The 12,794-nt window shown below is 47.8% G+C and carries 13 protein-coding genes; 9 read left to right on the top strand and 4 right to left on the bottom strand.

Annotation, left to right across the window (positions count from 1 at the left end; all coding sequences use genetic code 11):
• Positions 1-107: 107 nt before the first annotated feature.
• Positions 108-1,055, top strand: a complete 948-nt coding sequence (locus WJT86_RS03915; RefSeq protein WP_346336171.1) for a LysR family transcriptional regulator — start codon at positions 108-110, stop codon at positions 1,053-1,055.
• Between the two features lie 124 nt (positions 1,056-1,179).
• Entirely contained in the window at positions 1,180-1,818 is a 639-nt protein-coding gene (locus WJT86_RS03910) for a DUF1287 domain-containing protein (protein WP_346336170.1), read from the top strand.
• Positions 1,819-1,868: 50 nt separating this feature from the next.
• Here WJT86_RS03910 and WJT86_RS03905 read toward each other — a convergent pair whose 3' ends face one another.
• From WJT86_RS03905 to groES, 3 genes are all read right to left on the bottom strand, one after another.
• Positions 1,869-2,117 (bottom strand): hypothetical protein, encoded by a 249-nt coding sequence (locus tag WJT86_RS03905; protein ID WP_346336169.1) that lies wholly within the window; start codon positions 2,115-2,117, stop codon positions 1,869-1,871.
• Positions 2,118-2,241: 124 nt separating this feature from the next.
• Positions 2,242-3,879 carry a chaperonin GroEL gene (gene groL, locus WJT86_RS03900; RefSeq protein WP_346336168.1) on the bottom strand — a complete coding sequence of 546 codons (1,638 nt, stop codon included), beginning with the start codon at positions 3,877-3,879 and terminating at the stop codon, positions 2,242-2,244.
• Between the two features lie 57 nt (positions 3,880-3,936).
• Positions 3,937-4,227 carry a co-chaperone GroES gene (groES, locus tag WJT86_RS03895; RefSeq protein ID WP_346336167.1) on the bottom strand — a complete coding sequence of 97 codons (291 nt, stop codon included), beginning with the start codon at positions 4,225-4,227 and terminating at the stop codon, positions 3,937-3,939.
• A gap of 347 nt (positions 4,228-4,574) precedes the next feature.
• Between groES and WJT86_RS03890 the strand changes: the two genes are divergently transcribed.
• From WJT86_RS03890 to WJT86_RS03860, 7 genes are all read left to right on the top strand, one after another.
• Positions 4,575-4,925 carry a porin gene (locus WJT86_RS03890; protein WP_346336166.1) on the top strand — a complete coding sequence of 117 codons (351 nt, stop codon included), beginning with the start codon at positions 4,575-4,577 and terminating at the stop codon, positions 4,923-4,925.
• Between the two features lie 146 nt (positions 4,926-5,071).
• The gene (locus tag WJT86_RS03885) at positions 5,072-5,464 is read left to right on the top strand and encodes a c-type cytochrome (RefSeq protein WP_346336165.1); all 393 of its coding nucleotides are present in this window, start codon (positions 5,072-5,074) and stop codon (positions 5,462-5,464) included.
• Between the two features lie 310 nt (positions 5,465-5,774).
• Positions 5,775-6,764 (top strand): ABC transporter substrate-binding protein, encoded by a 990-nt coding sequence (locus WJT86_RS03880; protein WP_346336164.1) that lies wholly within the window; start codon positions 5,775-5,777, stop codon positions 6,762-6,764.
• A 67-nt stretch (positions 6,765-6,831) separates the two neighbouring features.
• On the top strand, positions 6,832-7,857 hold the full coding sequence (locus WJT86_RS03875) for a FecCD family ABC transporter permease (RefSeq protein ID WP_346336163.1): 1,026 nt from the start codon (positions 6,832-6,834) through the stop codon (positions 7,855-7,857).
• Positions 7,854-8,630 (top strand): ABC transporter ATP-binding protein, encoded by a 777-nt coding sequence (locus WJT86_RS03870; RefSeq protein ID WP_346336162.1) that lies wholly within the window; start codon positions 7,854-7,856, stop codon positions 8,628-8,630. Before WJT86_RS03875 ends, WJT86_RS03870 begins: the two co-directional genes overlap by 4 nt.
• A 27-nt stretch (positions 8,631-8,657) precedes the next feature.
• Positions 8,658-9,278, top strand: coding sequence for a hypothetical protein (locus WJT86_RS03865; protein WP_346336161.1), 621 nt, complete (start codon positions 8,658-8,660; stop codon positions 9,276-9,278).
• A gap of 18 nt (positions 9,279-9,296) precedes the next feature.
• The gene (locus WJT86_RS03860; protein WP_346336160.1) at positions 9,297-9,902 is read left to right on the top strand and encodes a hypothetical protein; all 606 of its coding nucleotides are present in this window, start codon (positions 9,297-9,299) and stop codon (positions 9,900-9,902) included.
• 26 nt (positions 9,903-9,928) lie between these two features.
• Here the strand turns inward: WJT86_RS03860 and WJT86_RS03855 are convergent, their stop codons facing one another.
• Positions 9,929-12,688: a bifunctional acetate--CoA ligase family protein/GNAT family N-acetyltransferase gene (locus WJT86_RS03855; RefSeq protein ID WP_346336159.1), complete on the bottom strand. Its 2,760-nt coding sequence runs from the start codon at positions 12,686-12,688 to the stop codon at positions 9,929-9,931.
• Positions 12,689-12,794: the final 106 nt, after the last annotated feature.

Here is a 12,794-nt window from a genome sequence, read left to right as displayed (position 1 = left end):
CTAAATTGTATAAATATCATTGAAAACAGCAATAACTGCTCCATTTCCAAATAAACATCACCTGCAAAACCGGGGGTAAATTAAACATATATTGGAAGCAGTCACACGTGAATACGACAACCAGCATACCGAATTTTCGTCAAATTAAATCGTTCCTCGCTCTTGCAAGACACCTGAGTTTTACACGGGCAGCGGAGGAGCTGGGTATTTCTCAGCCAACTCTCACAGTGCAGATTCACCAGCTGGAGGAAACCCTCTCCGTTATCCTCTTTGACAGAAACCGTCGGCAGGTTCGTTTAACGGATGTTGGTAGAAATCTGCTTGAGCCGCTTGAACAATTACTGACAGACCTTGATGCTGTCATGAACTTCAGCAACGACCGTGCTCAATTGCGAAGCGGTACAGTACGCATTGCCGCGATGCCGTCCATTTCTTCAAGCCTTATCCCAAAAACCATTCGCATTTTTCAGGAGAAGTATCCCGGGGTCTCAGTTCAGATATATGATATCGACGCCGAACAGATCATCGAGATGGTTAAACTGGAACAGGTTGATTTCGGCGTTGGTATGAAAGTTTTGCCCGACAGGGAAATTATTATTGATGAATTTCTGACTGAGCAGTTATGCGTCTTCTTCCCGGAGGATCACCCCCTGCAGTCAAAGAAATCCGGTAAAATCACACTTAAGGACTGCACCGAGTTTCCACTTATTCTGACAAACCGCAGCAGCAGCCTGCGTAAGATGATTGATCGTGAACTTATTGAAAGCGGCCTGGAAGTCCAGATAGCACAGGAAGCAAATTTCATGGCAACAGCACTTGCCATGACGCGTGCCAATATCGGTATTACAATTCTCCCCAACTCAGCAATTGGTAACGGATCAACAAAAGGGCTCGACTACGCCCCGGTCCACTCGCCTCATCTGTATCGGAAGATTGGTATTGTTCAGAAACAGAACAAACGACTTTCACCTTCTGCCAGTTATTTTCTGAAAGACCTCAATGCTGTCGCTCAGGAAAACAAAATGTTTACTGAAAACAAGAATAAAAACAGCTAAAGCTCGTTCTGTTTATTATTTCGGCAATCTGTTTTGAACAGGTTGCCGAACAGCACAATCCTATCTCACAGTTTCTTAACACTCTGCCTTTACCATCGTTAATAACGACAAAGGGCAGAGAAATATGCAGAAATTCAAAACCATCATTGGCACGTTTGTACTGATTAGTTCTCTTGCAGCAGGACAGGCATATGCTGCATCAGCAGCCCATGACACTTCAGGACAAACGGTACAGCAAAACCAAATTCAGAAACTGATCAGATCTGCCAGAAGTCAAGTTGGTGTCACGCTTAGTTATGACCCAAGCTATACGCGCCTGTCCTTTCCCAATGGTGATGTTGACCGTAGTAAAGGCGTCTGTACAGACGTTATCATCCGGGCCTATCGCGATGCCTTCACTTATGATCTTCAGGCTGGCGTCAACAGGGATATGAAATCAAATTTCTCAATATACCCGAAGAACTGGGGCCTGAGCCGTCCAGACTCCAACATCGATCATCGCCGTGTTCCTAATCTTCAGGTATTCTTTAAGCGCCACGCAAAAGTGCTGCCTGTCACAAACTCACCGTCAGACTATCAACCGGGTGATATCGTTACCCAGATGCTGCCGGGTAATCTGCCTCATATCCTGATTATCTCAGACAAGAAGGCTGCAGATGGAATAACTCCTCTCGTCATTCATAATATTGGTAGGGGAACCCGTGAAGAGGATAGCCTTTTCCAGTTCAAGATAACGGGACACTACAGATTTCTACCTAACTGAGAACCGACCCCTTAAACAAAAACTCCGGCATTTGACCGGAATTTTTGTTTTTATATCCAACCATTTGTTCCATCAGCGGCCTGACATCCATAGGGAGGTAGCCTTCCTGGGAAATTGGCCTTCAGCTGATCGCATCCCCATTTACGGATGGGGCCTGGCATACGTGAATTAATATCAATACCAACGCTGTCATATGGGTTCTTGGTATTCGTGACATAAGAATACCAGCGTTGCCCAATCAAAACGACAGCAACAAATAGAGTGATGCCTAAAATACGGACAACCCGCTTAATGATCATATCAAATCCTCTAACTGAATGCCGTTGGTAACCGATTAAATAAAAGCATTCAAGAAAAGCCAGATTTAAAAAACAAAAAAAGCCCCGGAAAATCCGGGGCTTCTTATTTGATGGGTTTGGATTATTAGAAATCCATACCGCCCATACCACCAGCAGGCATTGCTGGAGCTGGATCTTTGCGTGGCAGTTCAGCAACCATAGCTTCAGTTGTGATCAGAAGACCTGCAACAGATGCGGCATCCTGCAGAGCTGCACGGACAACCTTAGCCGGGTCGATAATACCTGCATCAACCATATCGACGAATTCTTCCGTCTGAGCATTAAAGCCGAGTGTAACCGACTTTGTGTTTTCAGCAATCTTGCCAACAACGATAGAGCCTTCGACACCTGCGTTTTCAGCAATCTGGCGAATAGGAGCTTCCAAAGCCTTGGCAACAATGTGAATACCAGCCTGGATATCGGAGTTATCGCTCTTCAGCTTTGCAACAGCAGCCTTAGCGCGGAGAAGAGCTGTACCACCACCTGGGACAATACCTTCTTCAACAGCAGCGCGGGTTGCGTTCAGAGCATCGTCAACGCGATCCTTCTTTTCCTTAACTTCGATTTCGGTAACGCCACCAACGCGCAGAACGGCAACACCGCCAGCGAGCTTAGCAAGACGTTCCTGAAGCTTTTCACGATCGTAGTCAGATGTTGTTTCTTCGATCTGACCCTTGATCTGAGCAACGCGAGCTTCGATGTCCTTCTTCTTACCGGCACCATCGATGATCGTTGTGTTTTCCTTGTCGATGCGGACGCGCTTTGCACGACCGAGCTGAGCAAGGGTAACTGTCTCAAGCTTGATACCGAGGTCTTCAGAGATTGTCTGACCAGCTGTGAGGATAGCGATATCTTCCAGCATGGCCTTACGACGGTCACCGAAGCCAGGAGCCTTAACAGCAGCGATCTTCAGACCACCGCGCAGCTTGTTGACGACGAGTGTTGCAAGAGCTTCACCTTCAACGTCTTCAGCGATGATCAGCAGAGGCTTGCCTGTCTGAACAACTGCTTCCAGAACTGGCAGCATTGGCTGCAGTGATGTCAGCTTCTTCTCATGAATGAGAATGTATGGGTCTTCGAGTTCTGCGACCATCTTCTCAGCATTTGTGATGAAGTATGGAGACAGGTAACCACGATCGAACTGCATACCTTCAACAACGTCGAGTTCTGTTTCGAGGCTCTTGGCTTCTTCAACAGTGATAACGCCTTCGTTGCCGACCTTCTGCATAGCCTTGGCAATCATTTCACCAACGGAGCGATCGCCGTTAGCGGAAACTGTACCAACCTGTGTGATTTCTTCAGAAGACTTAACCTTCTTGGCGCGCTTCTGGATATCAGCAATAGCCTCTGCTGTTGCCAGATCAATACCGCGCTTCAGATCCATTGGGTTCATGCCGGCTGTAACAGCCTTGGCACCTTCACGAACGATAGCCTGAGCCAGAACAGTTGCTGTTGTTGTACCGTCACCAGCGATGTCGTTGGTCTTGGAAGCAACTTCACGGACCATCTGGGCGCCCATGTTTTCGAACTTATCTGCAAGTTCGATTTCCTTGGCAACGCTAACACCGTCTTTTGTGATGCGTGGAGCACCGAAAGAACGATCGATAACAACGTTACGGCCCTTAGGACCAAGTGTAACCTTGACGGCGTTTGCAAGAATATCAACACCGCGAAGCATCTTTTCGCGAGCTTCTGTTCCGAATTTTACTTCTTTGGCAGCCATAAGCTTAGCCTCTCAATTCAAATATGTTTTCAGGAAAATAGCGACGATGCGCTGAAATTACTTGGACAGAACGCCCATGATGTCAGATTCCTTCATGATCAGGAGATCTTCACCATCAAGCTTGATTTCAGTACCGGACCACTTGCCAAACAGGACGCGATCGCCCTTCTTGACATCAAGTGCAACCAGCTTGCCATTGTCGTCACGGATACCTGGGCCGACAGCGACGATTTCGCCTTCCTGTGGCTTTTCCTTGGCTGTATCCGGAATAATGATACCACCTTTTGTCTTTTCTTCGCTTTCAACGCGACGGACGACAACACGGTCGTGCAAAGGACGGAACTTCATATCTAATGGCCCTCTTTATAATAAAGGTTTTAACAATGCCCGGATACATTTCCGGGTCATCTGGAAATTGATGTTAGCACTGTCCCGATGAGAGTGCCAGCGACTTTCAGATATGTATGGGGAAGATCAGTGTCAAGAAGCCTATCAGTAAAAAAATCTCAAATCAGCTGAAATCCTGTATTTATGAAAATTGTCGTTAACGCGGGGCTTTGCAGCCACTTCTGCATTCCTCAAAAAGTTTCTCGTATTTAAGCTTGCCAGTCGTACACAAGCTGCTATCGTTAAGCCACAAATGCGCCAGAATGTTTGCATTACTGTGCCAACTGAAAGTGCTTTGGGACGATTCTATGCCGGATATCATCAGACAGACTATTTCTGCATCAGCTTTGACACTCGTTCTTGTAACCAGTGGCACCGCTTATGCGAGTGAGAAACCTTTTCCAAAAGCGCCTTCTCCATCTGACACAATGCAGGCATGCCCTGAATACGGCGCAGGATTTTTTAAAACACCCGGCTCTGACACCTGCATCCGCATTGGCGGCAGCGTTCGTGGTGAAACAGGATTTTCCTCCAAAGGTCGGCACAACGCCGATAAAATTGACTGGCGCACAGAGGGCAGCGCTACAATAGAAAGCTATGACAGAGGAACAGGCGGCCGCGTCCTAATCCGGATGAAAGGCGTCCGCAGTTCAAACTGATAAATCATTTAGATTGTCCTCAAACAACCTAAGCTATATCTATACGAGACGGGGCGAAAAGGGTGTGCTATCCCTCATCTGTGTTCTATGCATGCGTTCTCTAATGCATAAGTGAGATTTTAGAATATCAGAGTGGGGAATAACCAATGTACAAACTTATTTCTGTCATTGCCTTATCACTATTGGGCATGGGGGCTGCACACGCGCAGGAGGCAGGGGATCCGGCTGCGGGTGAGAAGGTCTTTATTCAGTGCCGTGCCTGCCATCAAATTGGTCCCAAAGCAAAAAATATGACAGGCCCACTTATGAATGGACTATTTGGCCGCCAGTCAGGTTCAATCCCAGGCTTCAATTACTCTGAAGCAAACAAAAACTCTGGCATTGTTTGGGATGAAGAGGTTTTCCGCGAATACATTAAAGATCCGCGGAAGAAAATTCCAAAGACAAAAATGATTTTCGTTGGCGTCAAAGATGAAAAGAAAATTTCTGATCTCATCGCCTATATGAAGCAGTTCGATCAAGACGGAAACAAGAAATAAATATGATAACGCCTTACAAATTCATTTGTGAGGCGTCCTTTTTTTCAAGAAGAATAACTTAACAATATCAAATCACAAGATTATTATTTAAAATAATTACAACCTAAACATATCCACATTTCTTTATTTTTAATAATTAAAATGAAGCAATTATTGTTTGCTAGCCAATTCTTATTTTGCCATTAGCTCTTTCTACACATCCCAAATAAGGAATAAGCTGATGGGGGTTCGCACTTATACTTTTTTAGCATTTTCTTTTTCTGTGCTACTATCTTTACCAGCAATTGCAGAAGAAATATCATTCACCGATATGATCGGGCGTCCAGTAACACTGGACAAACCTGCAGAACGCATTGCATCTATCCCAATTCCTCTGGCTTCGACGATCATTGCAATTGACGGATCAACCAAGAAACTGGTTGGCATGAACCCCCTTGCCAAAAGCGCCATTGAAGAGGGAATTCTTGGACAAATATTCCCGGAAGCCAAGGATATCTCCTCTGCTATTGCGGGAACTGATTTTATTCCCAATGTAGAAGAACTTGCGTCTGTTAATCCTGATCTTGTTATCCAGTGGGGTGACATCGGTGATGGTGCTATGGCTCCGCTGCTCAATGCAGGTTTAAAAGCCATGTTTGTGACCTACGGAACAGAGGAGCAAGGACGTCAGTTCATGCGGATTACCGCTAAAGCAATGAATAAGGAAGAACGAATTAATCCGCTCATCGACTGGCGTGAAAAAGTACAGTCAGATATTCAGGAAAAAACTGATAAGATTGCCAACGATCAGAAGCCGCGGACTCTTTATCTGCAACGTGCCCTAACCGGCCTGATTGCTGTTGGACCGGGCCAGAGCTATATGGATTTCTGGATCAGGCTCGGAGGTGGCGTCAACGCCGCCAAGGATATTACTGGGGCCAAGCCTGTCAGCCCTGAACAGGTTGCACAATGGGATCCTGAGGTAATTTTCCTGAATAGTTTTGAGGGCAATCTCACAACGGATTTCATATATAATGATCCTGTTTTATCTATGACCAAAGCTGCGAAGGAAAAACGTGTCTACAAGATGCCGCTTGGTGGCTATCGCTGGGATCCACCCAATCAGGAATCGCCATTAACATGGATGTGGGTTGCCAATCTGCTCCAGCCAGGTGTCTTTAAGTTTGATCTGCGTGCAGAGATGCAGAAAGCATATAAATCACTTTATGGCTATGATCTGACGGCTTCTGACATTGATGAGGTTCTCTGGGTTAAAATGCAAGGTAGTTCCAAAAACTACGCTATCTTTAAAGCCGACTGAGAAGCTGACATTGTTAACCTCCCGCGCAGAAAATATACGGCTCCCCACTTCTCTTAAAACAGGAGAGATGGAGAACCGCAGGCTTGCCAAACAGGCTGTTGCTTTTCTCATCCTGTCAGTTGTCTTGCTGGGCAGTATCTTTTTTGGACTATGTGCAGGCCGTTTTTCAATCACACCCGCACGCGCTCTGGAAATCGTCTTCAACTGGTTGTTCACTCCCGGTCTGCTTATCAATCAGATAGATGAGCGGATCATCCTGCTGGTACGCATCCCCCGTATTATTCTGGCTGGTTTTGCCGGAGCTGGACTTGCTGTTGCAGGAGCAGCCTTACAAGCGGTATTCCGCAATCCTCTCGTTTCTCCTCAAATCCTCGGTATCTCGCCTGGGGCAGCTTTTGGTGGTGTTCTGGCAATTGTGCTTGGCTGGTGGGGTCTTGCCCTACTCGGACTTTCCTTTGCTTCGGGCTTGATAGCACTTGTTTTTGTCGGCCTCCTAGCACGAATTAATGGTCGTTCTGAAATCATTACTGTCATTCTGGCCGGTATTGTCATCTCAGCTTTATTTGGTGCCCTTGTTTCTCTCTCCCAGTTTCTGGCGGACCCGAATGGTTCTCTTCCTGCTATCGTCTACTGGTTAATGGGTTCCATGGCTTCAGCCACATGGCAGAAGCTTACTCTTGCTGCACCGGGGCTCATTATGGGAACACTTCTGATTATGGCCATGAGGTTTCGTCTCAATATCCTGTCATTGGATGATGCTGAGGCTCGCAGTCTTGGAGCCAACCCAGATATCGAACGCTGGATCATTTTTCTTGCTGTCACAATTATTGTCGGCAGTCAGGTTTCAGTTTCCGGAGTCATCGGCTGGATTGGCCTCGTTATTCCCCATACCGTACGCATGATTATGGGACAGGATAATCGAGTGGTTATTCCCGCATCCGCCATTCTGGGGGCTGCCTTCCTGATCTTTGCCGATACATTAGCCAGAACGATGACAGCCGCTGAAATTCCACTTGGAGCCCTCACTGCCCTTGTCGGAGCACCCGTATTTGCAGTTCTTCTACGCAGCCATTATCGGGAGCGGATGCAATGATTATGCTTTCAGATGTAACAGTTCGCTTTGGCAGCCGCGTTATTCTTGATAATGTTTCTCTTCACTTTCCCAAAAACCGGACGACCGCCATTCTTGGCCCGAACGGCCGAGGTAAAACAACACTTCTTCGCACTCTTCTTGGGCAGCAGAAGATGAATAGCGGACTACGGCATGCTCCCAAAATAGTCGGCTATGTCCCACAGGCCGTTATGCTTGCTCATCCTTATTCTGCTCTTGATATTGTAGTCATGGGTCGAGCCGCCTCTTTAGGGCTTTTTGGCCGTCCGGATAAGAAAGAGCAAAACATTGCCCTTGAGGCAATGGCACGGGTCGGTGTTGCACATCTAACGGATACACCTTTTCTCAGACTTTCAGGCGGGGAACGGCAGCTTGTTCTTCTGGCACGGGCGATTGCGACAGGAGCTGATGTCCTCATTCTGGATGAACCAGCAGCAGCTCTCGACCTTCATAATGAAATGCGGCTACTCGATATTCTGACAGATATTAGCCAGGAGAGCGATAAATCGATCATCTTCACGACCCATAATCCAAATCATGCACTTAATGTTGCTGATGATGTACTCATGATGATGCCAGATGGTTCAACGATACATGGAACCGTCAACGAGACTCTGAAAACTGATAACCTCACCCGCCTTTATGGTGTCGATATGCAGTTTATCCGGCTCGATAATCAGGCAGAAGAACAATCACTGGTCATTCCAAGTTTCTCTCTCTGCCGGAAATGTCCGGCAGCCTCTGTCAAATTCTGATTCATCCAGACCAAGGAAAACATATCTATGTCCCCTGTCCCCATTCTAATCTGGTCACATTTCAAAAACGAACAGCATGCCTCTCCTTTTGATGATTATGTTGCTCAGGGAAAGTTGCGCGAAATATGGGAAGGTGATGTTACCCAGCATGACATTGAAGAGGCTCCAGCCGCTATTATTACCATGCATATTGACCAGAATCGGGCTGTTAACTGGCTTCCATGGTTCTCAAAATTGTTGGACCGTGGTGGGCGCATTGCGATCAATGGCCATGTCATCCGTCCCTATCTTGAAGGCGTGGGCACATATATTCCCGCAGAGAAGGTTGGCAAATCCGGCTTGCTGCTCACTGTTTTAGGCGAGCACCCAATCTTTGAAGGGATAGACAGGGTAGCCTGCGGTGTCCGAAAAGGCGTAGCCGGTTTCTATGGCCGAGGCCACAACCAGATGCCTTCTGGAGCCGTTGCCCTGACGGGTGTTGGCCCTGCTAAAGCTCCTCTTGACTGGATCTGGCAGCGCCCTGCGGGTGGCGAGATTTTCTCGCATGCAGGCAATGACATCTGGAATATTTCCGCTGATGAGCCAATCAACCGTCGCCTTACCAACAATCTCGTCAACTGGGTTAATAATGCCCAGTCAGCATCTTAAAGCGACAGGAAGCATCTTATGTCCTCAACATTAGCCGCTCTACAACCTGGGGCTTACTATCATTTCGAAACACTTGAAGCCCCACGCTACCGTGATCTATTCGACAAGCTGATCATCCCGGAAGATGTGAATGAGACAACTCTCGCAGGTATCGACAAACTCTATATTCCCAGCAGAACACATCCGAAGCGTCTAAGTGCAGTTCTACCCCATTTGTTCCGTTTTATGGAACAGGGCGGTACAATTATTGCGATGGGCGAAACATTCCAGGATAAGTGGCTCCCAAACGTGACATTTCATCCGGTAGAAACAAACTACTGGTGGTGGCTGGAACCGCATGCAAATCTTGGCGTCACAATTGAAAAGCCAGATCATCCCCTACTGAAGGGAATGAGTGATCTTGACGTCACCTGGCATCTGCATGGCTGGTACGAACCGGCAGATGGGGCACAAACCCTTGTCACCGATAGGGACAATCGCTCAATCTTCTATATTGATGAGACAAGCTATAATGGTCGTCTGGTCATAACGAGCCTTGATCCATGCTACCACCATGGCTCCCACTTCATGCCGGCAACCACACGTTTTCTGGATAAATTCCTGCCAAATTTACGAAACTGGTAAGACCAGAATCTGGGCTGAAAGAGGGGCTACTGCCCCTCTTTTTTTGTCTCGCCAAGAACCTTGGATGTCGCTCGCGTCATTTTCTGCTGATCAATCGCATTGATATCAAGCTTCACAATCTTCAGGTCAGGATCATCCATGTCAGTGCTGATACCAAAGCCCATGTGACGACACATATCAAGCATAGCCTTGTTTTCACGCAGGACCTGTCCCTCAACAAACTGTAGACCTTCCGCCCGCGACCATTCGATCATCTGCCCCATCAGGGACCAGCCTAACCCCATGCCCTTCATGTCTGAACGCAGAAGAATGGCGTATTCACCGGTGTGAAGGTTTGCATCCGCATGCACACGGACAACACCGGCAACCTGCCCTGTTGTCTGATCAATGGCAGTAAACGCAATAGCCCGGGAATAATCAATCTGCACAAGCTTTGCCATGAAGGCATGGTTAAAGTCACGCACTGGCGCAAAGAACCGCATCCGCATATCTTCCTGAGTTACATTTTTCAGGAAGTCGATATAAAGCTGCTCATCTTCCGCCCGTACGGGGCGGATAAAGAAGGAGCGGCCATCTTTGACAGTAATGGTGCGTTCCCATTCCTTGGGATAAGGACGAATTGCAAACCGTGGATTAGTCCCACTGTGTGGAGCCTCGAGCGGAGCCAGAGACACGGCAGCATCGACAACAATCACACCCTCTGCATTTGCCAAAATCGGATTAAGATCAACTTCACGAATTTGCGGCAGGTCCGCAGACATCTGGGACAGTTTAACCAATGTCAGAGCCAAAGCATTTTCGTCAGCAGCTGGCGTTCCCTTATATGCCTTAAGACGGTCGGCCAGACGTGTGCGCCCTATCATTTCATGAGCAAGCTTCATATCAAGCGGCGGCAAGGCAAGCGACTTATCATTTACGACTTCAGCAGCTGCACCACCGCGCCCGAAAACGACAACAGGACCAAAAATAGGATCATCCGCAATACCCGCAATAACATTGCGGGCGGCTGAGCGATGGATCATGGGCTGAACGGTCAACCCCTTTACGCGCATACCTGGATTATACGTACGTACTTCAGAGAGGAGTTTATGTGCCGCCTCATAGACTTCCTGCTCAGTACGCAGATTAAGTATAACGCCACTGATATCATTCTGATTAATCAGATCAGGCGATGACACCTTAAGAGCAACGGCATGTCCCTGCTGAAGATGTATTCGCGCTTCTGTAACAGCTTCTGCTTCACTGGTTGCAAAAGAAACAGGAACCGACGGAATGCCATAGGCCCGCAACAGTTGATATACTTCAACCGGGTTCAGCCATTGTCTGTGTTCTGCAATAGCCCGCTCAACAATATCCCGCCCGATAGAAGTATTGGGGATCAAATCTGCAGGCAGATTTGCAGGCGTCTCCATCAAACTATCAATGGCTTCCCGATAATGAATAAGGTGCATCATACCACGAATGGCATCAGCCTCTGTTGTAAAATGGGGAATACCGGCGCTATCGAAGATCGCCTGAGAAAGTGCATCACTGCTAAGCCATGAGGCAAAGACAGCCTTCTTATGGTAACCTGAGACACGATCATTTTTAACAGTCTCAACAACAGCACGGGCTGTCGTCTGTGCCATCGCAAAGGCGGTTGGCACATTCATAATCAGCACTGCATCATTGTTGTCATCCGCCAGCAGAATTTCGAGCGCTTTGGTATAACGCTCAGCATCTGCATCATTAATGATGTCAACCGGATTAGCATGAGACCAGGCATCTGGAAGAACCTCATTGAGCTTCTCAATGGTTTCTGCAGAAAGTTCAGCTGCAACCCCGCCCAGGTCTTTGAGACGGTCCATAGCCAGCATATCAATACCGCGGCCATTGGTGAGAACGGCAATACGGTTTCCCTGAAACGGCTTTTGATGACAAAGCGTCTCAGCAGCGGCAAAAACCTCATCAAGATCATAAGCCCGCAGAAGACCGGCCCGACGGAAGGCGGCATCATAGACACTGTCGATATCAGCAAGTGCGGCAGAGTTTGTCCGGGCTTCTTCATCGCGTTTTTCATAACGACCGGAGCGAATGACAACGACAGGTTTGGCACGGGCGGCGACACGGGCCGCCGACATAAATTTTTTGGCATCCTGAATGTTCTCGACATAGAGCAGGATGGCACGCGTATAGCGGTCTGTTGCAAAATAATCGAGGCAATCACCGAAGTCGACATCAGCCTTATCTCCAAGAGAGACGACAGATGAGAAACCGATATTTCGGCCAGCAGCCCACTCAACAACAGCACTGGCGACAGCGCCGGATTCAGAGATCAGAGCAAGATCACCCGGCATAATATTGGTTGCAACAAAACTGGCATTCAAGCCAGCGGATGGTGCCAGTAACCCGATGCAGTTTGGCCCAATAATCCGGATTCCATAAGGACGGGCAATCTTCCGGATTTCTGCTTCCAGAGCCTTTGGGTTTTCACCGGCGCCAACCGTCATAATCACAGCCCCACTGATGCCCTTTTTACCGGCAGATTCAACCAGTGATGGCACAGCGGTTGGCGGAGCTGTTACAACCATAAGTTCCGGAACTTCCGGCAAATCATCAATTTTTGTATAGCATTGGAAACCATCTATCTCGCCACCTTTAGGATTGACGATATAGATTTGCCCCTTAAAGCCTCCGAGACGGATATTGTTCAGGACAACGCGCCCCAATGTATCAGGTCGATGGCTCACACCAGCCAGAACAACCGATTTGGGTGCAAACACTTTGTCCAGACGATAGGTGCTCATGGAAACCCCGCTAAAACTTTTCTTCGAGTAGCAGCAACCCTTCTAGCATTTTTGCTTGAAACAGCTCTGGCCCTCGAATGACCATACCAGAAAATCGCATGGTTAT

Origin of the sequence: Hohaiivirga grylli, from assembly GCF_039655745.1 — a bacterium.
GTDB classification, from domain to species: domain Bacteria; phylum Pseudomonadota; class Alphaproteobacteria; order Rhizobiales; family Beijerinckiaceae; genus Hohaiivirga; species Hohaiivirga grylli.
Note: the sequence above shows the minus strand (reverse complement) of the source record. Positions and strands in the feature narration are given on the sequence as shown.

Excerpts from the sequence above, each read along its gene's own strand:
- groES (WP_346336167.1), bottom strand. The coding sequence starts at position 4,227 with ATGAAGTTCCGTCCTTTGCACGACCGTGTTGTCGTCCGTCGCGTTGAA.
- WJT86_RS03910 (WP_346336170.1), top strand. The coding sequence starts at position 1,180 with ATGCAGAAATTCAAAACCATCATTGGCACGTTTGTACTGATTAGTTCT.
- groL (WP_346336168.1), bottom strand. The coding sequence starts at position 3,879 with ATGGCTGCCAAAGAAGTAAAATTCGGAACAGAAGCTCGCGAAAAGATG.
- WJT86_RS03880 (WP_346336164.1), top strand. The coding sequence starts at position 5,775 with ATGATCGGGCGTCCAGTAACACTGGACAAACCTGCAGAACGCATTGCA.
- WJT86_RS03855 (WP_346336159.1), bottom strand. The coding sequence starts at position 12,688 with ATGAGCACCTATCGTCTGGACAAAGTGTTTGCACCCAAATCGGTTGTT.
- WJT86_RS03860 (WP_346336160.1), top strand. The coding sequence starts at position 9,297 with ATGTCCTCAACATTAGCCGCTCTACAACCTGGGGCTTACTATCATTTC.
- WJT86_RS03875 (WP_346336163.1), top strand. The coding sequence starts at position 6,832 with ATGGAGAACCGCAGGCTTGCCAAACAGGCTGTTGCTTTTCTCATCCTG.
- WJT86_RS03890 (WP_346336166.1), top strand. The coding sequence starts at position 4,575 with ATGCCGGATATCATCAGACAGACTATTTCTGCATCAGCTTTGACACTC.
- WJT86_RS03865 (WP_346336161.1), top strand. The coding sequence starts at position 8,658 with ATGTCCCCTGTCCCCATTCTAATCTGGTCACATTTCAAAAACGAACAG.
- WJT86_RS03905 (WP_346336169.1), bottom strand. The coding sequence starts at position 2,117 with ATGATCATTAAGCGGGTTGTCCGTATTTTAGGCATCACTCTATTTGTT.
- WJT86_RS03870 (WP_346336162.1), top strand. The coding sequence starts at position 7,854 with ATGATTATGCTTTCAGATGTAACAGTTCGCTTTGGCAGCCGCGTTATT.
- WJT86_RS03885 (WP_346336165.1), top strand. The coding sequence starts at position 5,072 with ATGTACAAACTTATTTCTGTCATTGCCTTATCACTATTGGGCATGGGG.